This is a genomic window from Streptomyces sp. MRC013, assembly GCF_023614235.1.
Classification (GTDB): Bacteria; Actinomycetota; Actinomycetes; order Streptomycetales; family Streptomycetaceae; genus Streptomyces.
Genome location: NZ_CP094264.1, coordinates 2,714,245 through 2,733,860, shown reverse-complemented (window position 1 = coordinate 2,733,860; position 19,616 = coordinate 2,714,245). Strand labels below are relative to the sequence as shown.

The following is a 19,616-nucleotide window of genomic DNA, read 5'->3' as shown; positions in this document are numbered from 1 at the left end:
GACATGAACCGAACCCCACCCCCCGAGCGACGCGTGCCCACGGCTGGATCGTGGCCGCGCGGCGCCCGGCCGCACCGTCCGTCCGCCTCTTCTGCCTTCCGTACGGCGGAGGCGGGACCTCGATCTACGCCGCGTGGCCCTCTCTCTTCCCGGACGACGTCGAAGTCTGCCCGGTCGAGCTGCCCGGCCGGCTGACCCGCTGGAGGGAGAAGGCCTTCGAACGGGCTGAACCGCTCGTCGACGAGCTCGCCACCGCGCTGTCCGGCGAACTCGACGTCCCCTACGCGCTCTTCGGGCACAGCATGGGCGCCCTGCTGGCGTTCGAACTGGCCCGGGCGCTGCGGAGGCGCGGCGCCGCCGAGCCGCGCGTCCTCTTCGTCTCCGGCGCCCCGGCTCCCCAGCTCCGGCGCCGGCACCGGCAGATCCACGACCAGCCGGACGACGTCGTGGTGGGCAGGCTGCGCGAACTGGGCGCCGTCCCGGAAGAGGTGTACGCCGAACCGGAGCTGCTCGACCTGCTCATGCCGACGATCCGCGCGGACTTCTCGGTCGTCGAAACGTACGTTCACCGGCCCGAGCCACCACTCGGGTGCCCCGTCGTGGCCTTCGCCGGAACGGAGGACCGGGAGGTGCCGGCCGACCGGGTGGACCCCTGGCACGAGCAGACGACGGGCGGCTTCACCCGCCGTCTCCTGCCCGGCGACCACTTCTTCCTGCACAGCGCGCGGACCGCGCTCCTGGACTCGGTCCGCGCCGCGCTGACGGCCACCGCCGGGCGTCCGTCAGGGGCCGCGGGGCGCCCGACCGACCTGTTGGACCGACCCGAACGAAAGGGACAGTGACGAACGAAACACTCCGGGCCTGACGGGGGCCCGGTTCCCTGAGAGGAGCGAGTCGTGGCCCGTCCGTCCCCCTACCCGCCCGAGCTTCGTGAGCGCGCGGTGCGCATGGTCGCGGAGATCCGTCCCAACCACCCGACCGAGTAGTCCCCGATGAAGGCGGTCGCAGCCAAGCTGGGGATCGGTGCGGCTGGGACGGTGCGGACCTGGGGCCGCAAGGCCGAAGTCGGCGGCGGCCGACGGCCCGGTGCCACGTCCGAGGAGGCCGTGGAGGTCAAGCGGCTGCGGGCCGAGAACGCCGGGCTGCGGCGGACGAACGAGATTTCGGGGGCGGCATCGGCCTCCTTCACGGCCGAGCTCGACCGGCCGTCGAAACGCTCGCAGCGTTCGTCGACGCACACCGCCAGGTGTGCGGAGTCGGGCCGATCCGCCGGGGCCTGACCGGTCACGGGCTGAAGAACGCACCGAGCACCTACTACGCCGCCGAAAACCGGATCCCCGGCTCACGGTCGGTTCGCGACGCGGAGCTGAAGGCGCGGATCAGCCGCGTTCACGCGGACAGCTCCGGCGTCCACGGGGTGCGGAGGGTCTGGCGGCGGCTGCACCGCGAAGGCATACCGGCAGCCCGCTGCACGGTGGCCCGGCTGATGCGCGAACCCGGCCTTCAGGGCGCCCGGCCGCCCGGCGCGGGAGGAAGATCCGCACCGCCATCCGCGACGACGAGCGGGCCTCTGACCCGCTCATGCGCGACTTCACCGCGTCCCGTCCGAACCAGCGGTGGGTTGCCGACTTCACCTACGTGGCCACCTGGTCCGGGATCGTCCACGTGGCCACCTGGTCCGGGATCGTCCACGTCGCCTTCGTCGTGGACGTGTACTCGCGGACGACCGCCGGCTGGTCCGCGGCCACCGGCAAGCGGGCCAAGCTTCGTACTCGATGCCCTGGACATGGCGTCGTGGCGTCGGGACCGTTCCCGAACTCCCGCTGAGCCAGGGCTCGGTGCATCACTCGGATGCGGGCAGCCGGTAGACGTCTTCCACGTTCACCGCCCGCCTTCTCGAGGCCGGCGTCGATGCTTCGATCGGCACCGTCGGCGACGCCCGGACAACACCCTCATGAAGTCCCAGACCGACCTTTGCAAAACGGAGTCGATCAAACCGCGCAGACCCTGGCACGGCCTTGCCGAGGTCGAACTCGCCACCGCGGAATGGGTGGACCGGTTCACCAACCAGCGCCTCCGCTCCGCGATCGGAGACGTCCCGTCCCACGAACACGAAACCCGCTACCGCGCTCGGCACCGGCCCCGACCGGCGGCTGGAGTCAACACGTAGAGCCCCCGCCGATCCCGGAGCGGTTCACCCCCGGCCTGAACCCAGCGCACCGTCACCCTCCCGCCCGAGGCCGGCGCCCAGCTCTGGCGACCCCTCCAGTACGGCACCGCGGAATGGCAGCGCGTCCACTCCCGGCTCCGCAACGCCGTCGAGGGCATGAACGACAACGCCGTCGAGGACAGGAACGGCTTCGGCAAGGACCCCCTCTACGAGCGCCTGGAGTCCGCCGGCACCCGCCGCATCCGCGGCATCGCCGCCCAGGCCGTCCTCCTGGCCTTCCAGCTCGCCCACGCCAACAAACGCAAGCTCGCCACCCGGGCCGGCAACATCGCGCTCCACGGCGGCCAGCCCCACCGCCGCCCCACCCGCCGCCGCAGGACCAAGCCCCTGGACACCCAAGGGCTACCTCACCGAGACGACTGCGTGAGAGGGGTCACGCCCCGGCAAGCCGACTGAAGGCCAACAACCGAAAACCCGGAACACGACTGCCCGACGGCTCCCCAGCCTCCGGGCAGTCACGCGTGCAAACCGCACCACGCCCCACCTGACCAGCAGGGAAAAGCGAAACGGTCGGCATCGTGATCACGATGCCGACCGTTTCGTCGGTGCTGCAAGGACACTTTCGTCGGTGTCCCTCAGTGCGCGAGGGGGGAGTTGAACCCCCACGCCCTTGCGGGCACTGGAACCTGAATCCAGCGCGTCTGCCTATTCCGCCACCCGCGCATTTGGGTGTCGTCGCCCCGGGCCCCGTCTTTTCGGCGCGACCGCTTGGCGACATCTGAAGATTAGCACGTCGCAGGGGGTGGATTCACATCCGTTGTTTCGGGTGACCGGCGGACGAACAAGGAGGAGAGGGAGGGACGGCACCGGAGCGCACGCGCACCGCCCTCCACGGTGCACTTCGCTCACGTCACGCACACCACGCACGCCACGGAGACGTACACATGGACACCCGGCCACCGGGCGACGGGCCCGACGTGCTCGATCGGCGCGGACCGGAACGCTCCGCCCCGCGCGCCCCGGGCGGGTCCCGGGTGCGGGACACTGTGCGCAGACCACCTCTACGATCCGTACGGGAGATGTGAGAGGTGACACTCGTCCACAGGGCAGGGAAGGGGAACCAGCCGATTTCCCGACGCGTGGATACGATCGGTAAGCAGTACCAGGACTGCAACGACGGAGGAGGTGCCCCATGGGAGTCCTGAAGCGGTTCGAGCAGCGACTCGAAGGCCTGGTCAACGGCACCTTCGCCAAGGTCTTCAAGTCCGAGGTCCAGCCGGTCGAGATCGCCGGGGCCCTCCAGCGCGAGTGCGACAACAACGCGACGATCTGGAACCGCGAGCGGACGGTCGTCCCCAACGACTTCATCGTCGAGCTGAGCACACCCGACTACGAGCGCCTCAGCCCGTACTCGGGGCAGCTCGGCGACGAGCTCGCCGGCCTGGTCAGGGACTACGCCAAGCAGCAGCGGTACACGTTCATGGGCCCCATCAAGGTCCACCTGGAGAAGGCCGACGACCTCGACACCGGCCTCTACCGCGTCCGCAGCCGCACGCTGGCGGCCAGCTCCTCGCAATCGGCGCAGCCCGCCGACGGCGCGCCCCCGGCAGGCCCGCCGCACGGCCGGGGCGGCCGTGGCGGCTACGGCTACCCGCCCACCGGCGCCCCGCCGATGCCCGCCGCGCCGCCGCCCGGCGTCGGCGGCGCACACCGCCCGCCCGGCCTCCCGGGCCACGCACCGGGTGCCGGACAGGTACGCCGCTGGATCGAGATCAACGGCACGCGCCACCAGATCTCCCGCCCCACCCTCGTGCTGGGCCGCAGCACCGACGCCGACGTGCGGATCGACGACCCCGGCGTGTCCCGCCGCCACTGCGAGATCCGGACCGGAACGCCCTCGACGATCCAGGATCTCGGATCCACCAACGGCATCGTGGTGGACGGCCAGCACACCACCCGCGCTACGCTCCGCGACGGCTCGCGGATCGTCGTGGGCAGTACCACCATCGTTTACCGGCAAGCCGAAGGGTGAAGCGGGGGCAATGTCAGAGCTGACCCTCACGGTCATGCGGTTGGGTTTCCTCGCCGTACTGTGGCTGTTCGTCATCGTGGCCGTCCAGGTCATCCGCAGCGACCTGTTCGGGACGCGGGTCACGCAGCGCGGTTCGCGCCGCGAGGGCGCGCGGCCGCAGCAGGGCGGGCGCCAGGGGGCCGCGCCCCCCAGCAGCGGCAGCGCCGCGGCGCCCCGACCAAGCTGGTCGTGTCCGAGGGCACGCTGACCGGTACGACGGTCGCGCTCCAGGGCCAGACCATCACTCTGGGCCGGGCCCACGACTCCACGATCGTGCTGGACGACGACTACGCCTCCAGTCGGCATGCCAGGATCTACCCGGACCGTGACGGCCAGTGGATCGTCGAGGATCTCGGGTCCACCAACGGCACCTATCTCGACCGGACCCGACTCACCGCGCCGACCCCGATTCCGCTGGGCGCGCCGATCCGCATCGGCAAGACCGTCATCGAGCTGCGGAAGTAGTACGACAATGAGCGAGCGGAGCGAGCGAGCCGCGTCGGTCCCAGGGGACCGGAGGGGGCTCCCGACCGGAGGGTGGGCAGTGTGGCTCGAGACCGGCTGTACCCCGAGCCGACGGGCGAGGTGCGCATGACCCTGTCACTGCGCTTCGCCGCCGGGTCGCACAAGGGCATGATCCGCGAGGGCAACGAGGACTCGGGATACGCCGGCCCCCGCCTGCTCGCGATCGCCGACGGCATGGGCGGCCAGGCCGCGGGCGAGGTCGCGTCCTCCGAAGTGATCTCCACCCTCGTCACGCTCGACGACGACGTCCCCGGTTCGGACATCCTGACCTCCCTCGGCACCGCGGTGCAGCGCGCCAACGACCAGCTACGCGTGATGGTCGAGGAGGACCCCCAGCTCGAAGGCATGGGGACCACCCTGACCGCCCTGCTGTGGACCGGTCAGCGGCTCGGTCTCGTCCACGTCGGCGACTCGCGCGCGTACCTCCTCCGCGACGGTGTCCTCACGCAGATCACCCAGGACCACACCTGGGTCCAGCGCCTCGTCGACGAGGGCAGGATCACCGAGGAGGAGGCCACCACCCATCCGCAGCGCTCCCTCCTGATGCGCGCGCTGGGCAGCGGCGACCACGTAGAGCCGGACCTGTCCATCCGCGAGGTCCGCGCCGGCGACCGGTACCTGATCTGCTCCGACGGGCTGTCCGGCGTCGTCTCCCACCAGACGATGGAGGAGACGCTCGCCGGCTACCAGAACCCGCACGAGACCGTCCAGGAGCTCATCCAGCTCGCGCTGCGCGGCGGCGGCCCCGACAACATCACCGTGATCGTCGCGGACGTCCTGGACGTGGACGGCGGCGACACCGCCTCCGGCCGGCCCAGTGACAGCCCGGTGGTCGTCGGCGCGGTCGCCGAGAACCAGCCGCAGCTCAACGACGGCGGCGCCATGCAGACCCCGGCGGGCCGCGCGTCCGGCCTGGGCAGGTCCGGTCCGCCGCCGGCGGGCGGCTTCGGCCCTCCCGGCAGCGGCGACGACATCGGTTACGGCGGCATGCCCCCCGGGGGCGGCTACGGCGCGTACGGCGACGCCGACCTCAGCAAGCCGCGAACGGGCCGCAGGTGGTTCAAGCGGATCTTCTTCACGCTGCTGGTGGTCGCGCTCATCGGCGGCGGCGCGTACGGCGGCTACCGCTGGACGCAGACCCAGTACTACATCGGTGCCAACGACGGCCACGTCGCGCTGTACCGGGGCATCAGCCAGGACCTGGCGTGGATCTCGCTGTCGAAGGTGGAGAAGGACCACCCCGACATCGAACTCAAGTACCTCCCCGCCTACCAGCAGAAGAAGGTCGAGGAGACGATCCCCGGCAACAGCCTGGCGAAGGCCGAGGCCAAGATCAGAGAGCTGGGCGTCCAGGCGAGCGCCTGCCGGAAGCAGGAGCAGGCCCGCGCGGCCGCGCCCCCCAGCGAGGAGCAGGCCGGCGGCACCACGGGCTCCGCCGGTACCAGCAAGCCCAAGCCCACGCCCACCACAGCCGTCCCCTCCCCGGGCCCCACCCTCACGGAGGACGAGAAGAGGCTGGCCTCGAACTGCGGCAAGCAGTAAGCACCCGTAGGGGGGCCTTTCCACCACCATGAGCGTTGTCACCAACACGACCACCATCGGCGCGATCGACGCGCCGAGCCGCCGCAACACCGAGCTGATGCTGCTCGGCTTCGCCGTGGCGATCCCGGTCTTCGCCTACCTGAACGTGGGCCTCGCCCTCGACGGCGAGATCCCCGCCGGCATGCTGGGCTACGGCCTGGGCCTGGGCCTCCTCGCGGGCATCGCGCACCTGCTGGTGCGCCGCTTCGCCAAGTACTCCGACCCGCTGCTGCTGCCGCTGGCGACCCTGCTGAACGGCCTGGGCCTGGTGCTGATCTGGCGCCTCGACCAGTCGCCCCGGCTGATCGCCGACTCCATGCGCCGCTACGGCAGCCACAGCGGCGACGCCCCGCAGCAGCTGATGTACTCCGCGATCGGCGTGGCGCTGTTCCTGCTGGTGCTGGTGTTCCTCAAGGACCACCGGGTGCTCCAGCGCTACACGTACATCTCCATGGTCGTGGCGATCGTGCTGCTGCTGCTGCCGCTCGTGCCGGGGCTCGGCGCGGACGTCCTCGGCGCCAAGATCTGGATCCGGGTCGGCCCGTTCTCCATCCAGCCAGGTGAGTTCGCCAAGATCGTCCTGGCGGTCTTCTTCTCCGGGTACCTGATGGTGAAGCGCGACGCGCTCGCCCTGGCCAGTCGCCGTTTCATGGGCCTCTACCTTCCCCGCGGCCGCGACCTCGGCCCGATCCTCACCATCTGGGCGCTCAGCCTGGCCATCCTGGTCTTCGAGAACGACCTCGGCACGTCGCTGCTGTTCTTCGGCATGTTCGTCATCCTGCTGTACGTGGCGACCGAGCGTACGAGCTGGATCGTCATGGGTCTGCTGATGTCCGTCGGTGGCGCGGTGACCGTGGCGTCCTTCGCCGGCCACGTCCAGGCACGCGTGCAGGCGTGGCAGGACCCGTTCTCGTGTTACGAGACGTCCCAGGCGTGTGACCAGATGACGCAGGTGCTGATGTCCTTCGGTTCCGGCGGCACGATCGGCGCAGGACTCGGCCAGGGCAACTCGGACCTCATCGGTTTCGCCGCCAACTCGGACTTCATCTTCGCCACCGTCGGGGAGGAGCTCGGTCTGGCGGGTGTCATGGCGTTCCTCCTCCTGTACGGCCTGATCGTGGAGCGCGGCATCCGTACGGCGCTCGCCGCCAGGGACCCCTTCGGCAAGCTCCTCGCAACCGGCCTCTCCGGTGCGTTCTCGCTCCAGGTCTTCGTGGTCGCCGGTGGCGTGATGGGCCTCATCCCGCTGACCGGCATGACGATGCCGTTCCTCGCGTACGGCGGTTCGTCGGTGATCGCCAACTGGGCCCTGATCGCGATCCTGCTCCGCATCAGCGACACCGCGCGCCGCCCCGCGCCCGCACCCGCCCCCAACCCCGACGCCGAGATGACCCAGGTGGTCCGCCCGTGAACAAGCCCCTGCGCCACATCGCGATCTTCTGCGGCCTGTTGGTGCTCGCGCTGCTCCTGCGGGACAATTGGGTGCAGTTCGCCCGCAGTGATGAGCTGAACAAGCACCCGCGCAACAAACGCGTCACGATCGAGCGGTACGCCTCCGTCCGCGGGGACATCATCGTCGGCGACAAGCCGATCACCGGTTCCGTCGACTCGAAGGACCCGCTCTACCGGTACAAGCGGACCTACGTCAACGGCCCCATGTGGGCTCCGGTCACCGGGTACGCCTCGCAGGCGTACGGCTCGAACCAGTTGGAGAAGCTGAACGACTCGATCCTCACCGGCAACGACGACCGCCTCTTCTTCGACCGCACGCTCTCGATGTTCACGGGCGAGCAGAAGAAGGGCGGCAACGTCGTCACCACCCTCAACGCCGCCGCCCAGAAGGCGGCCTTCGAGGGCCTGGGCGACAAGAAGGGCGCCGTCGCGGCGATAGACCCGCAGACCGGCAGGATCCTCGCCCTGGTCTCCACCCCGTCGTACGACCCGGGCACCTTCGCCGGCTACTCGCGGGAGGACGAGAAGGCCTGGACGGCGCTGGACGAGAAGAGGAACAAGGACAAGCCGATGCTGAACCGGGCGCTCCGCGAGATCTACCCGCCCGGTTCGACGTTCAAGGTCCTCACGGCCGCCGCCGCGATCGAGAACGGCAAGGTCAGGGACATCGACGCGCCCACGGACACGCCGGAGCCGTACTTCCTGCCGCTGTCCAGGGTGCCGATGAAGAATCACGCGGGCGGCTGCGAGAACGCCACGCTGAACTACGCGATGCAGGTGTCGTGCAACTCGGTCTTCGCGAAGCTCGGCGACGAGGTCGGCCGCGACAAGATGGTCGAGATGGCGGAGAAGTTCGGCTTCAACAACCCGGAGATCGACACCCCGGTCCGCGCCGCCGCCTCGGTCTACGACAAGACGATGGACCGCGGCGGCAACGCCCTGTCGGCCATCGGCCAGTTCAACACCGCGACCACCCCGCTCCAGATGGCCATGGTCACCGCGGCCATCGCCAACGACGGCAAGCTGATGAAGCCGTACATGGTCGACCAGCTCGTCGCTCCGAACCTCGACGTGATCGAGAAGAACGAGCCCGAGGAGATGAGCCGGCCGATGTCGGCGGAGACCGCGCAGCTCGTCCAGAAGATGATGGAGAACGTCGTCGAGAAGGGCACCGGCACAAAGGCCCGCATCCGGGACGTCACGGTCGGCGGCAAGACCGGTACGGCGCAGCACGGCGAGAAGAACAAGGCCCGCCCGTACGCGTGGTTCATCTCGTACGCGAAGACGGACAGCGGCTCCCCGGTCGCGGTCGCCGTGGTCGTGGAGGACTCCGACGCGACCCGCGACGACATCAGCGGCGGCGGCCTGGCCGCACCCATCGCCCGTGACGTGATGAAGGCGGTGCTGGACAGCCGGAGGTGACGGCGGACCCTGTGTACCGGTCCCGTATCAGCTTCCGGTACCGGACGGATCGGCTCCCGGTGGCCGGTAGCCTTTGCGCGGACAGCACACCGCCGGACCACACACACGGTTGCGGCCGGGACTGACGGAGAGGGCTGGAACAGTTATGGATGAGCCGCGTCGCCTCGGCGGCCGGTACGAGCTGGGCTCGGTGCTCGGCCGTGGTGGCATGGCCGAGGTCTACCTCGCCCACGACACCCGGCTCGGCCGCACCGTCGCCGTGAAGACGCTCCGGGCCGACCTGGCCCGCGACCCGTCCTTCCAGGCCCGGTTCCGCCGTGAGGCCCAGTCGGCCGCCTCGCTCAACCATCCGGCGATCGTCGCCGTGTACGACACCGGCGAGGATTACGTCGACGGCGTGTCCATCCCGTACATCGTGATGGAGTACGTCGACGGGTCCACCCTGCGCGAGCTGCTCCACTCCGGTCGCAAGCTGCTCCCCGAGCGCACGCTGGAGATGACGGTCGGCATCCTCCAGGCCCTGGAGTACTCGCACCGCGCGGGCATCGTCCACCGCGACATCAAGCCGGCGAACGTCATGCTGACGCGCACCGGCCAGGTCAAGGTCATGGACTTCGGCATCGCCCGTGCGATGGGCGACGCCGGCATGACGATGACGCAGACGGCCGCCGTGATCGGCACGGCGCAGTACCTCTCCCCGGAGCAGGCGAAGGGCGAGACCGTCGACGCCCGCTCCGACCTGTACTCCACCGGCTGTCTGCTGTACGAGCTGCTCACCGTCCGTCCGCCGTTCATCGGCGACTCCCCGGTCGCGGTCGCCTACCAGCACGTGCGGGAGGAGCCGCAGCCGCCGAGCGTCTTCGACCCGGAGATCACTCCGGAGATGGACGCGATCGTCCTGAAGGCGCTGGTCAAGGACCCGGACTACCGCTACCAGTCGGCCGACGAGATGCGCGCCGACATCGAGGCGTGCCTGGACGGCCAGCCGGTCGCCGCGACGGCCGCGCTGGGCACGCCCGGCGGTTACGGCTATCCGCACCCGGAACAGCAGACGGCGGCCATGCGCCCGGCGGACGCGGGCGCGCAGACGTCGATGCTGCCGCCGATGAACCCGGACGACGGCGGTTACGGCTACGACGACCGGGGCGCCGGGCGCCGTCGCCAGCCGCAGAAGAAGTCGAACCTCTCGACGGTCCTGCTGGTCCTCGCGGGTGTCCTGGTGCTCGTCGGCGCCATCCTCATCGGCAGGACGGTCTTCGGCGGTGAGGGCGCCCGCGAGGTGACCGTCCCGAACCTCGTCGGCAAGCCGTACGCGGACGCCGAGAAGACGGCCAAGAGTGTCGGCGTCGGGGTCACCAACATGGGCGGGGAGCGGTGCGACCAGCCCAAGGGGGCGGTCTGCCGCCAGAACCCGGTCGCGGACGGCACCGCGCAGATGCGGGAGAACACCCCCATCGAGGTCTGGGTGTCGGAGGGCGCGGAGAAGGTCAAGGTGCCCAACGTCCTGGAGCAGTCCAGGGACCTGGCCACGACCAACCTCGAGAACGAGGAGTTCAAGGTCAAGGTCGTGACGGAGGAGTCGGAGAAGCCCGAGGGCACCGTCATCAAGCAGGACCCCGAGGGCGGCACGGAGCAGGAGAAGGGCACCGAGGTCACGATCACCATCGCCGTGAAGGGGAAGGTGTCCGTACCGAGGGTCGTCGACAGCCAGTTCGACAACGCGAAGGCGCAACTGGAGACACTGAAGTTCCAGGTGGTGAGGGAGGACGTGGACTCCGACAAGCCGGCGGGCCAGGTGGTCGACCAGAACCCGAAGCCGGACGAGCGGGTCTCCGAGGGCTCGTCGATCACCCTGAAGGTGTCGAAGGGGCCGCAGCAGCAGCAGGTCGACGTGCCCCAGGTCACCGGCCTCCTCCTGGGCCAGGCGAAGCAGGTGCTCGCGCAGCGGGGTCTCCAGCTGGTCGTCGGCGAGGGCCCCGACAACGACATGGTGTTCGTCGTCGACCAGAACCCGAAGCCGGGCAAGAAGGTCGACCAGGGTACGCCGGTCACCGTGAAGACCCAGAGCCTGGGCGGGAACGGCAACGGCGGAAACGGCGGCAACGGCGGCAACCCGGGTGGCGGCGACGGCGAGGGCGACGACGACTCCGGCTGGTTCGGCGGCGTGACCGGCGCGGCCTACCGCCCCGAGCCGTAGGGGCGGAGCACGACGGACGGACACGGCGACGGCCCGGCAACCCGAGCAGCGGGTGCCGGGCCGTCGCCGCACCCGCGCTCGCGCCGGTCCCGCCCGCCGTACCCCGCCCGTACCTCGCGCGGGTCCTTCACCGCACGCTCCCGTACGGCCCGCCGCCGCGCTCCCGTGCAGGTCCTTCGCCGGGCCGCCCCGCGCCCGGCCCTCCGCCGAGCCCGTGCGGGTCCTTCGCGGCGCCCTTCGTACGGCCCGCTGACGCGCCGCGTACGGGGCGCTCTCCCGCCCCCGCCGTACCTCTATGCAGGCCCCCGCCGCACCGCGGGCACGGGTCGCCGTCGGGCCGCCCCGGGCTCCGCGCCGCCGCGGCGGGCTCAGCGCAGCTCGGCCGGCTTGGTCCGTTCGTGGTCGACCTTCTCCGTGCGGACCAGTTCGCCCCAGACGACGTACCGGAAGTCCGAGGTCAGGATCGGCGTGCAGGTGGTGAGCGTGATGTACCGGCCCGGCCTGGCCCTGCCCGACTCCTTCGGGACGGGCTGGAGCACGTCCACGTTGAAACGGGAGGTCTTCGGCAGGATCCCGTAGACCTTGTAGACGTACCAGGTGTCCCTGGTCTCGAAGACGATCGGGTCGCCGGCCTTCAGCTTGTGGATGTTGTGGAACTTGGCGCCGTGCCCGTCGCGGTGCGCGGCGAGCGCGAAGTTGCCGGTCCTGTCCTTCGGGAGCGCCGACTTGATCGGATCGGTGTAGTACCCGGCCACGCCGTGGTTGAGGACGTCCGGGCTGGTGCCCTCCTTCACCAGGACCTCGTCGCCGCCCATCGCCGGGACGTGGAGGAAGCCGACCCCGCCCCTCGTGTCGAGGGCTCCGGGGCTCGTGTCGGTCCAGCTGTCGCGCACCGCGTCGCCCTGCTTGTCCGCCTCGCGGTCGGCCAGTACGTTCGTCCACCACAGCGAGTAGACGACGAACAGCCCCATCAGCACGCCTGCGGTGATCAGCAGTTCGCCGAAGACACTGATGACGCCGGCGATCCGGCTGCGCGCACGTGCCACAACATCTGTCCCGTCTTGAGGTGTCAGCCCGCGAGCGCGTCCGGTACGCCCTTGCTGCGCGGCCGTTCTTCGACCATCTTGCCCCACACGATCATGCGGTAGGTACTGGTGAACTCCGGGGTGCACGTGGTCAGCGTGATGTACCGGCCCGGTCCGGTGAACCCCGAGCCGTCGGGGACCGGTTTGAGCACCGCGACGTTCGAGGGCGAGGTCTGCGGAAGGATGCTGGCCATCGCGTAGACGTAGTACGCCTCGCGGGTCTCCACGACGATGGGGTCCCCGGGGCGCAGCCGGTTGATGTACCGGAAGGGCTCGCCGTGGGTGTTGCGGTGTCCGGCGACCGCGAAGTTGCCCTCCTCGTCGGACGGCATGGCGGTCTTCAGGGCGCCCTCGGCGTAGTGGCCGGCCATGCCCCTGTCGAGGACCTTCTCCTTGTCGATGCCCTCGGCGACGGGTACGACGACGTCCAGCTTGGGGATGTGGAGCAGCGCGAAGCCCTCGCCGGCCTCGAAGGCGCCCGGCTTCCTCGCGGAGCCGCCCTTCGCCCAGTCCTCCGCGATCCGGTCCTTCGCCCTGTCGACCTCCAGGCCCGCCTGGACGTTCGTCCACCACAGCTGGTAGGCGACGAAGAGCAGCATGATCGCGCCGAAGGTGATGAAGATCTCCCCCATGACGCGGCTGACGACCACGCCGAAGCCGTCCTTCGCCGCGCGGGCGGCGCGACGCGCCTCGACCCGGGACAGCGGCGCACCGGTCGGGGAGACCGGCGGGGGCGGGGGTCCGGAGGCGCGGCGGCGGCCACCGCGGCCCTTCGCGGCACGGCGCCGTTCGGCCCGTCCCCCGGTCCGCGGCTCCCCGGCGCCTCGCGGCGCGTGGTCGGCCGCCGGTGCGGCGCCGGGGGCGCCGGTCCCGGTGAGAGCCGGGTCGGGACCGGCGGCCGGGTCGACGACGGGAAGCACCGCCGTCGTGCCGACGTCGGCCGGCAGGTCCGCCCCGTACGGGGCGTGGGGCTGCGGGTACGGGTCGGGACGGTCGTACCCCTCCTGCGGCCACGGCTGGGGCTGCGGGGCCTCGTGCGACCGGGGCCTCCCGCCCGGCGGCACGTCGCCGGACGGCGGCCGGGGCGCGGCGTAGTACTGCGGCGGCACGGCGTACGGGGCCTGCGGGGCGCCCTGGGCCGCGGGCGCCCCGTACGCCTCGTACGGGACCTCGTACGCGTCGGGCGCCCCCGGCGCACCGGGCGGCCCGGCGGGCGTCCGGTGCGGCTGCCGCCATTCCCTGGGCTCCGGCACGGCTTCCGGCACCGGCTCCTCCTGCTGGGGCCGACCGGCGGCCCGGAACCAGGGCGAGCCCTCCGAGCCGCTCCCGGCCGCGTCGGGCCCCGGGCGCGCGGAGGTCACGCGACGGCCTTGCCCACCACCGGCGCGAGGCCCACGGAGCGGCCGACCGCACCGGTGTCGCCGCACCGCTCCAGCCAGTTGGCGAGCATGAGGTGGCCGTGCTCGGTCAGCACCGACTCGGGGTGGAACTGCACGCCCTCCACGGCGTGCTCACGGTGCCGGAGCCCCATGACGATCCCGTCCTCGGTGTGCGCCGTGACCTCCAGGACGTCCGGCAACGCGGCCGGTTCGGCGGCCAGCGAGTGGTACCGGGTCGCGGTGAACGGCGACGGCACACCGGCGAACACGCCCCGCCCCCCGTGGACCACCGGGGACGTCTTGCCGTGCAGCAGCTCGGGTGCGCGGTCGACGACTCCGCCGTACGCCACGGCCATCGACTGCATGCCGAGGCAGACGCCGAAGACGGGGACGCCCGTCGCGGCGCAGTGCCGGACCATGTCCACGCAGACCCCGGCCTCCTCGGGCGTGCCGGGGCCGGGCGAGAGCAGGACGCCGTCGAAGCCGTCCTGCGCACGCCGCGGCTCGACCTCGTCGTTGCGGACGACCTCGCACTCGGCGCCGAGCTGGTACAGGTACTGGACGAGGTTGAAGACGAAGCTGTCGTAGTTGTCGACGACGAGGATGCGCGCGCTCACTGACCGTCCACCGTCACATCGTTGAACGGAAGCAGAGGCTCCGCCCAGGGGAACACGTACTGGAAGAGCAGGAAGACGACACCGAGGGCGAGCAGGAGCGAGATCAGCCCCCGCACCCACGCGTTGCCCGGGAGATGCCTCCAGATCCAGCCGTACATGGCGTCCGCCGTCCCTTCCTTCGGTACCGCACCAGAGTAAGGGGCGATCCCCCGCCGGCGGGGCCCCTGGGGAAAACACGGACGTTCCGTGCTAAGGGGCCGGTCGCGCGTACCGCAGGTCCACCGTGCCCGAGTAGCCGGGCAGGGTCGTCGTCCCGCGCTCCTCGACCTTCCAGCCCAGCCCGTACGCCTTCACGTAGAGCTGGTAGTTCTGGATCGCGGGGGAGGAGACGAGGGCCTTGCGCAGCCTGCCGGTGTCGCCGACGGCCGTGACCTTGTAGGGCGGGGAGTAGACGCGGCCCTGGAGGATCAGGGTGTTGCCGACGCAGCGCACGGCGCTGGTGGAGATCAGGCGCTGGTCCATGACCTGGATGCCCCGGGCGCCGCCCTGCCAGAGGGCGTTGACGACGGCCTGGAGGTCCTGCTGGTGGATGACCAGGTCGTTGGCGTGCGGCTCGGGGTAGCCGGGGGCCGCCCGGGCGTCCGGCGGGGCGTCGTTGAGCGTGACCGTGAGGCCGTCGCCGGAGACGTCCGTGGTCCCCGCGGCCTTCTCCAGGACGCCGAGCCGTGCGTCCTCGGCGTCGCTGGATCCGTCGTCGCGGCGGGCCAGCCCGTCGACCTGGTCGCGTACGGCCGCCGTGGACTCCTCCAGCCCGGCGTTCTTGTCGCTGCGCTCCCGGACGAGGTCGGAGAGCCTCAGCAGGGAGTCGTCCGTGCGGATGTTGGTGCCCTTGGCGGTGTTGAAGCTGGTGACGAAGATCAGGCCCGCGAGCGCGAAGACGGCGGCCGTCAGCAGTCTCACCGGCTGCCACCCGTCGCGCCGGGCCGGCTCCGGGGGAGAGTCGGCGGAATTGCTCAACGTACCCTTATCTCCTCAGGCGTCGCGGAAGCACTACGCTAACGGACGCCCGGGCAGGGGGACGGACCACCTCGCTCCCGGCCCCTACCAGCAAGAGTCACCGTTTCCGCGCGGTCACGCAGCGCATCGACAGGAGAGTTCCTCGTGCCGAAGTCACGTATCCGCAAGAAGGCCGACTTCACGCCGCCCCCCGCCGCGAAGCAGGCGACCGCCATCAAACTGACCAGCCGCAGCTGGGTCGCTCCGGTCATGCTGGCGCTGTTCGCGATCGGGCTGGCCTGGATCGTGGTCTTCTTCGTCACCGACGGCACGCTCCCCATGGAGTCGCTGAGGAGCTGGAACGTCGCGGTCGGTTTCGGCTTCATCGCCGCCGGCTTCGCCGTCTCCACCCAGTGGAAGTGACGGGTCGGCGCGGATCACCGCACCGTCAATCACCCATACGGGTTATCCACAGCGTTGTGCACAGCCGTGGAAAAGTTCAGATGATCTGTGGATAACTCTGGTGGCCCTGGTGTCCGGATGGCTGCACCCGCCTCCGGAACCCGCCGTCCGAACCCCTCGCCGCCCCGGAAACATCCAGGTCAGCGGCGAGGGGTGCAGGTGTTCCCGACATCTTGCAGCAGCATCGTCACCGACTGTGGACAACTCTGGGGAAAGCCTGGGCTCAGCCGAGCGCGGCCGTCCTCATGACGGCCGCCGCCACCGTCGCGGCCAGCACCAGTCCGCACGCCCCCCACTGCAGCAGCAGGCGCCTTCCGCGCGGGCCGTGCACCATGCCGTACGCGACGACCGCACCGGCGACCAGGCCGCCGAGGTGGGCCTGCCAGGCGATGGTGTCCCGGAAGACGACCGTGATCAGCACGTTCAGCGCGATCAGGCCCAGCACCGACCGCGGATCGTACCTGAGCCGGCGGAGCAGCACGAATGTCGCCCCCATCAGGCCGAAGACCGCCCCCGACGCGCCCAGGGACGGTTGGTTCGGCGCCGCCAGCACATAGGTGAGCGCGCTGCCCGCGAGTCCGGAGAGCAGGTACAGCGCGAGGTAGCGGACCCGGCCGAGGGCCGCCTCCAGGGGGCCGCCCAGCACCCACAGGCCGAGCATGTTGAAGCCGATGTGCCACACCTCCTGGTGCAGGAACACCGCCGTCAGGAACCGGTACCACTCCCCGTCGGCCACCCCCACCACCCGGAGCAGCTCCGGGTCGAAGGCGAGCCCGATCAGCATCAGCTCGTCGACGAGGCCCGAGAGGAGCAGGCCGCCCAGGAACACCAGCAGGTTGGTCCCGATCAGGACCTTGGTGACCAGCTGCTGGTCGCCGTCGGTGACGGCGCCGCCCGCGATGTTCCGCGGCCGGGCGGCGTCCGGCCGGTGGCCCGTGCCCGATCCGCTCCGCACGCACCCGGGGCACTGGAACCCGACCGAGGCCTCGACCATGCAGTCCGGGCAGATCGGCCGTTCGCAGCGTGTGCAGCGGATGCCGGTCTCCACCCCGGGGTGGCGGTAACAGCTCGGCAGCCCGCTCGCCGCCCGGTCGTGCTCCATGGGATCCCCTCGTACTCGTGCCGACGCCCCGCCCGTCCCTACGGACGAGCGGGGCGGAAAGGTTCCCCGGGGGAACCGGGGCGACCGCGGATGACCCGGGCGTCAGCGTGCCCCGACCACGACGGTCTCGATGACCACGTCGTGCACCGGGCGGTCCGTGCGCGGGTTCGTCCGCGTGCCGGCGATGGCGTCGACGACCTTCTTGCTCGCCTCGTCGGTGACCTCGCCGAAGATCGTGTGCTTGCCGGTCAGCCAGGCGGTCGGCGAGACGGTGATGAAGAACTGCGAGCCGTTGGTCCCCGGGCCGGCGTTGGCCATGGCCAGCAGGTACGGCTTGGTGAAGGCCAGGTCCGGGTGGCACTCGTCCTTGAACTCGTACCCCGGGCCGCCCGTGCCGTTGCCCAGCGGGTCGCCGCCCTGGATCATGAAGCCGCTGATGACGCGGTGGAAGACCGTGCCGTCGTACAGGGGGGCGGTGGTCTTCTGACCCGTCTCCGGGTTCGTCCACTCGCGCTCACCCCTGGCGAGCTCGACGAAGTTCCGGACCGTGACCGGTGCGTGGTCCGGGAAGAGCCGGACCTCGATGTCGCCGTGGTTCGTCTTCAGGGTGGCGTAAAGCTGCTCGGCCACGATGTGCCTTCCTTAGGTCTCCTCTTACACGTCCGATCCTCGCACGGAAGCCGCGGCGGGGAACAAAAGCCGGGAGGGTCACGCGGGGATGCCCCGGATGCCCGCACCGCATGCCGACGCCGAACCGGAGGGGCATGATTTCCAAAACGGCGGAAAGGTGAGGTATCGAACCGCCACCGAGGAGGAGGATCCCGTGACCCGCATGGACAGCGTGCGCGCCGCCACCGATTCGGCCAAGGAGAGCGTGCTGCACGCCGCGGACGTGGTGGCGCCCTACGCCGGCGCGGCCAGGGAGCAGGCGGCGCTGTACGCGCGCGAGGCGCGCGTCAGGATGGCGCCGAAGGTCTCCGAAGCCGCCCGGCAGGCGCGCGTCCACTACGGCGTGTACGTCGCGCCGCACGTACCGCCGAAGCTCGACGCGGCCGCTCACCGAGCGGCGCACCGGACCCGGAGGGCCGCGCGTCAGGCCGCCTCCTACACCGCCCCCCGCCTGGAGCAGGTGATGGCCGCCGCGGGGCCCGCACGCGAGGAGGCCGTGTCCCGTTCGACCGCCGCCCTCGCCGCGCTGCGCGGCCAGGTGACGGCGAAGGAGGTCAGGAAACTGGTCCGCCGGCACGAGCGCCGCGTCCGCAACCGGCGGGCGATGAAGGGGGTGGCCGTCCTCGGCCTGGTCCTCGGCGGCGCCGCGGCGGTGTGGAAGTGGTGGGAGGGGCAGGCCGACCCGGACTGGCTGGCCGAACCGCCCACGGAGGTCTCCGAGGGGGCCGCGCTCACGTCGGTCGACGGCAGCGAGCCGGCCTCCGCGAGGGCGGAGACGGTCGAGGCGTCCGAGGCTTTCGACGCGGAGGAGCCGGAGAACGGCGACGGGCTCCGCTGACGCCGCCCGGCACCCGCCGGCCCCGCGGCTAGTGCGCGGCGGCCGCCCCCACGAGGGCGGCCGCGGCGGTGTGTCCGGCGTCGGCCGGGCACACCGGCGCGGGGACGTCGGCGGCGGGCAGACGGCGCACGGCGGGTGAGGCGCCGTGCGCCTCGGCGCGGATGCGCTGCTTGATCGTCGGCGGCAGCGCCCACCCGCGCGGTGTCCGGCCCCCGCCGACCCCGTACCCGACCCCCCGGCCGGCGCCGGCCCCGGGCGCTGCGGCGGGTCGCTGCACCGGCAGGGCCGCGGCCGCGGTGCGGGACGTACGGGCGGCGGGTGCGGCGGGTGCGGCGGCGCCGCCGCACCGGTGCGCGACGGGCGGGGTGAGCCCCGCGAGGGCGAGGAGCCCACGGAGGAAGGAGACGATTGCGGTCCAGAAGTGCGTGACCCTGTCGGCGGCCATGGCCCCTCGCTTTCCCGTCGCGTTGAGGATTGGGCGATCTACATACCTTCCTCATGATGTGCGCGCATCTCGGGATCGAGCGGAGCGACGCCGCCCGTTCGCAGATCTTCCGATGAACACCACCCGTACGGGCCTGTGCGGCCGTCCCCCTCCCGAAGGGTCGGCGGGCTCCGACCGGCCCCGCCTCCCGCGCGCGGCAGGGTCCGCCATCCGCCGGGACGGGCGGGAGGGGAGCGCGGGGCCCGCGGAAGTCCGGAACGCGGACCTCCGGGGATCGCGTCAACTGCACCGCCCCGACCCGTCGACGCGGACGACCCGTCGACGCGGACGACGCGGGACATCGGGACATCGGGACATCGGGACAAGAACACCCCCCTGACCGTGTTCTCACAGGTCAGAGGGGTGCAAGGGAGTGGAGCCTAGGGGAGTCGAACCCCTGACATCTGCCATGCAAAGACAGCGCTCTACCAACTGAGCTAAGGCCCCGGAGACCACCGGGAGGCGGCGGTCGCAGACCAGAGTACCGGGTGACCGGGGGTGTCCCGCAAAAAGATTGGGGCTCCCCGTGGGCAACCCCTCTCCGTAAGATGCTCCGCAAGGTTCGC

General features: G+C 71.2%; 17 protein-coding genes, 2 tRNA genes and 2 pseudogenes. 11 read left to right on the top strand and 10 right to left on the bottom strand.

Annotated elements, in window-relative coordinates:
* The first annotated feature begins 50 nt into the window (after positions 1-50).
* The 3 genes and pseudogenes from LUW75_RS12580 (at position 51) to LUW75_RS12570 (ending at position 2,626) form a co-directional block, all read left to right on the top strand.
* Entirely contained in the window at positions 51-842 is a 792-nt protein-coding gene (locus LUW75_RS12580; protein ID WP_250335688.1) for a thioesterase II family protein, read from the top strand.
* A 105-nt stretch (positions 843-947) separates the two neighbouring features.
* A pseudogene (locus LUW75_RS12575) lies at positions 948-2,170 on the top strand (IS3 family transposase).
* Between the two features lie 156 nt (positions 2,171-2,326).
* Positions 2,327-2,626: a hypothetical protein gene (locus tag LUW75_RS12570; RefSeq protein ID WP_250335687.1), complete on the top strand. Its 300-nt coding sequence runs from the start codon at positions 2,327-2,329 to the stop codon at positions 2,624-2,626.
* 183 nt (positions 2,627-2,809) lie between these two features.
* On the opposite strand, the gene LUW75_RS12565 is transcribed toward LUW75_RS12570, so the two are convergent.
* Positions 2,810-2,893: transfer RNA gene (locus LUW75_RS12565), tRNA-Leu, on the bottom strand.
* 469 nt (positions 2,894-3,362) lie between these two features.
* On the opposite strand from LUW75_RS12565, the gene LUW75_RS12560 reads away from it, so the two are divergent.
* The 6 genes and pseudogenes from LUW75_RS12560 to pknB all read left to right on the top strand — a co-directional run bounded on the left by LUW75_RS12560 (position 3,363) and on the right by pknB (position 11,418).
* Positions 3,363-4,202: an FhaA domain-containing protein gene (locus tag LUW75_RS12560; protein WP_250335686.1), complete on the top strand. Its 840-nt coding sequence runs from the start codon at positions 3,363-3,365 to the stop codon at positions 4,200-4,202.
* Between the two features lie 10 nt (positions 4,203-4,212).
* Positions 4,213-4,706: pseudogene (locus LUW75_RS12555) on the top strand (FHA domain-containing protein FhaB/FipA).
* A 126-nt stretch (positions 4,707-4,832) separates the two neighbouring features.
* Positions 4,833-6,308 (top strand): Stp1/IreP family PP2C-type Ser/Thr phosphatase, encoded by a 1,476-nt coding sequence (locus LUW75_RS12550; protein WP_250337642.1) that lies wholly within the window; start codon positions 4,833-4,835, stop codon positions 6,306-6,308.
* 28 nt (positions 6,309-6,336) lie between these two features.
* On the top strand, positions 6,337-7,758 hold the full coding sequence (locus tag LUW75_RS12545) for an FtsW/RodA/SpoVE family cell cycle protein (protein WP_250335685.1): 1,422 nt from the start codon (positions 6,337-6,339) through the stop codon (positions 7,756-7,758).
* On the top strand, positions 7,755-9,221 hold the full coding sequence (locus tag LUW75_RS12540; RefSeq protein ID WP_250335684.1) for a peptidoglycan D,D-transpeptidase FtsI family protein: 1,467 nt from the start codon (positions 7,755-7,757) through the stop codon (positions 9,219-9,221). Before LUW75_RS12545 ends, LUW75_RS12540 begins: the two co-directional genes overlap by 4 nt.
* Positions 9,222-9,366: 145 nt before the next feature.
* The gene (gene pknB / locus LUW75_RS12535) at positions 9,367-11,418 is read left to right on the top strand and encodes a Stk1 family PASTA domain-containing Ser/Thr kinase (RefSeq protein ID WP_250335683.1); all 2,052 of its coding nucleotides are present in this window, start codon (positions 9,367-9,369) and stop codon (positions 11,416-11,418) included.
* Positions 11,419-11,786: 368 nt separating this feature from the next.
* Here the strand turns inward: pknB and LUW75_RS12530 are convergent, their stop codons facing one another.
* From LUW75_RS12530 to LUW75_RS12510, 5 genes are all read right to left on the bottom strand, one after another.
* Positions 11,787-12,464 carry a class E sortase gene (locus LUW75_RS12530; RefSeq protein ID WP_250335682.1) on the bottom strand — a complete coding sequence of 226 codons (678 nt, stop codon included), beginning with the start codon at positions 12,462-12,464 and terminating at the stop codon, positions 11,787-11,789.
* Between the two features lie 23 nt (positions 12,465-12,487).
* Entirely contained in the window at positions 12,488-13,864 is a 1,377-nt protein-coding gene (locus LUW75_RS12525; RefSeq protein WP_250335681.1) for a class E sortase, read from the bottom strand.
* A complete protein-coding gene (locus tag LUW75_RS12520; protein ID WP_250335680.1) occupies positions 13,861-14,499 on the bottom strand; it encodes an aminodeoxychorismate/anthranilate synthase component II in 639 nt (212 codons plus the stop codon). Before LUW75_RS12520 ends, LUW75_RS12525 begins: the two co-directional genes overlap by 4 nt.
* On the bottom strand, positions 14,496-14,657 hold the full coding sequence (locus LUW75_RS12515; RefSeq protein WP_250335679.1) for a hypothetical protein: 162 nt from the start codon (positions 14,655-14,657) through the stop codon (positions 14,496-14,498). The genes LUW75_RS12520 and LUW75_RS12515 overlap by 4 nt, the downstream gene beginning before the upstream one ends.
* A 91-nt stretch (positions 14,658-14,748) precedes the next feature.
* A complete protein-coding gene (locus tag LUW75_RS12510) occupies positions 14,749-15,516 on the bottom strand; it encodes a DUF881 domain-containing protein (RefSeq protein ID WP_250335678.1) in 768 nt (255 codons plus the stop codon).
* Between the two features lie 144 nt (positions 15,517-15,660).
* Here LUW75_RS12510 and crgA point away from each other — a divergent pair, with 144 nt between their 5' ends.
* Positions 15,661-15,918, top strand: coding sequence for a cell division protein CrgA (crgA, locus tag LUW75_RS12505; protein ID WP_250335677.1), 258 nt, complete (start codon positions 15,661-15,663; stop codon positions 15,916-15,918).
* A gap of 262 nt (positions 15,919-16,180) precedes the next feature.
* Here crgA and LUW75_RS12500 read toward each other — a convergent pair whose 3' ends face one another.
* Both LUW75_RS12500 and LUW75_RS12495 read right to left on the bottom strand, forming a co-directional pair.
* Positions 16,181-17,059 (bottom strand): rhomboid family intramembrane serine protease, encoded by an 879-nt coding sequence (locus LUW75_RS12500; protein WP_250335676.1) that lies wholly within the window; start codon positions 17,057-17,059, stop codon positions 16,181-16,183.
* Positions 17,060-17,161: 102 nt separating this feature from the next.
* Positions 17,162-17,689 carry a peptidylprolyl isomerase gene (locus LUW75_RS12495; protein ID WP_250335675.1) on the bottom strand — a complete coding sequence of 176 codons (528 nt, stop codon included), beginning with the start codon at positions 17,687-17,689 and terminating at the stop codon, positions 17,162-17,164.
* Positions 17,690-17,882: 193 nt separating this feature from the next.
* On the opposite strand from LUW75_RS12495, the gene LUW75_RS12490 reads away from it, so the two are divergent.
* Positions 17,883-18,566 (top strand): DUF5324 family protein, encoded by a 684-nt coding sequence (locus tag LUW75_RS12490; protein ID WP_250335674.1) that lies wholly within the window; start codon positions 17,883-17,885, stop codon positions 18,564-18,566.
* 28 nt (positions 18,567-18,594) lie between these two features.
* Here LUW75_RS12490 and LUW75_RS12485 read toward each other — a convergent pair whose 3' ends face one another.
* Positions 18,595-19,011, bottom strand: a complete 417-nt coding sequence (locus tag LUW75_RS12485) for a DUF6344 domain-containing protein (protein ID WP_250335673.1) — start codon at positions 19,009-19,011, stop codon at positions 18,595-18,597.
* Positions 19,012-19,424: 413 nt separating this feature from the next.
* Positions 19,425-19,497 (bottom strand) — tRNA-Ala (locus LUW75_RS12480).
* Positions 19,498-19,616: the final 119 nt, after the last annotated feature.

Coding starts and splice junctions, on each gene's coding strand:
- LUW75_RS12500 (WP_250335676.1), bottom strand. CDS start 17,059: ATGGAGCACGACCGGGCGGCGAGCGGGCTGCCGAGCTGTTACCGCCAC.
- LUW75_RS12570 (WP_250335687.1), top strand. CDS start 2,327: ATGAACGACAACGCCGTCGAGGACAGGAACGGCTTCGGCAAGGACCCC.
- LUW75_RS12515 (WP_250335679.1), bottom strand. CDS start 14,657: ATGTACGGCTGGATCTGGAGGCATCTCCCGGGCAACGCGTGGGTGCGG.
- LUW75_RS12545 (WP_250335685.1), top strand. CDS start 6,337: ATGAGCGTTGTCACCAACACGACCACCATCGGCGCGATCGACGCGCCG.
- LUW75_RS12550 (WP_250337642.1), top strand. CDS start 4,833: ATGACCCTGTCACTGCGCTTCGCCGCCGGGTCGCACAAGGGCATGATC.
- pknB (WP_250335683.1), top strand. CDS start 9,367: ATGGATGAGCCGCGTCGCCTCGGCGGCCGGTACGAGCTGGGCTCGGTG.
- LUW75_RS12485 (WP_250335673.1), bottom strand. CDS start 19,011: ATGGCCGCCGACAGGGTCACGCACTTCTGGACCGCAATCGTCTCCTTC.
- LUW75_RS12560 (WP_250335686.1), top strand. CDS start 3,363: ATGGGAGTCCTGAAGCGGTTCGAGCAGCGACTCGAAGGCCTGGTCAAC.